The sequence below is a fragment of the Oleiphilus sp. HI0123 genome (genome assembly GCF_001635315.1).
Map to the genome: position 1 here is coordinate 1 of NZ_LWGE01000341.1, position 1,096 is coordinate 1,096.

1 protein-coding gene is annotated in these 1,096 nt (G+C 47.9%); it reads right to left on the reverse strand.

The annotated features are described in order from the left end of the window. Positions 1-1,096 (reverse strand): aconitase family protein (locus A3761_RS03230; protein ID WP_255374910.1); only part of this gene is annotated, 1,096 nt, incomplete at both ends.

Here is a 1,096-nt window from a genome sequence, read left to right on the forward strand (position 1 = left end):
CGCTTTCTCTTGGTTACCCATACATAGGTTACATCCAGGACGCTCTAGGTAAAGGATGTTCTCGTATGAAGTACGAGCCGCTTCTTTTGGATTGTCATCGTCAAACGTGAAGCCAGCGTACTTAGATAGGATATCCCAATCGCCTTCAGCTTTTAGCTCATCAACGATGTTGTACGTTGGTGGTGCAACAACGAGTGGCGCGTTAAACGTGATCGGGCCTTTCTTCTCTAGGTTGCGAAGCATCGCAGCGATGATTTGCATATCGCCTTTGTGAACCATACAAGAACCAACGAAGCCAAGGTCAACCTGACGGCCATCGTAGTATGAAGTAGGACGGATAACATCGTGCGTGTAACGCTTAGATACGTCTTCGTTGTTTACGTCTGGGTCAGCAATCATTGGCTCTTCGATCGCATCTAGGTCAACAACCAACTCGGCGTAGTACTTAGCGTTGTCGTCTGGAGCAAGTGCAGGCTCTTCACCAGATTTGATGCCAGCGATACGCTTGTCAGCTAGATCGATAAGACCTTGTAGCATGTTCGCTTCGTTATCCATACCTTTGTCGATCATGATCTGGATACGAGACTTAGCCAACTCTAGAGAGCTGATGAGCGTTTCGTCTGTAGAGATACAGATAGACGCTTTCGCTTTCATCTCTGCAGTCCAGTCAGTGAAGGTGAACGCTTGGTCAGCAAGTAGAGTACCGATTTGTACTTCGATTACACGACCTTGGAAAACGTTTTCGCCAGAGAACTTCTTAAGCATTTGTGCTTGCGTTGCGTGTACGATGTCACGGAAGTCCATGTGAGGCTTCATAGAACCTTTAAAGGTTACTTTTACAGACTCAGGGATAGGCATTGCTGCTTCGCCCGTCGCAAGTGCGATTGCAACCGTACCAGAGTCAGCACCGAATGCGACACCCTTAGACATACGCGTGTGAGAGTCACCACCAATGATGATTGCACGGTCATCAACAGTGATGTCGTTCAATACTTTGTGGATTACGTCAGTCATTGAGTGGTAAACGCCTTTCGGGTCACGTGCAGTGATTACGCCGAACGCGTTCATGAATGCCATTAGCTTAGGCGTGTTAGCC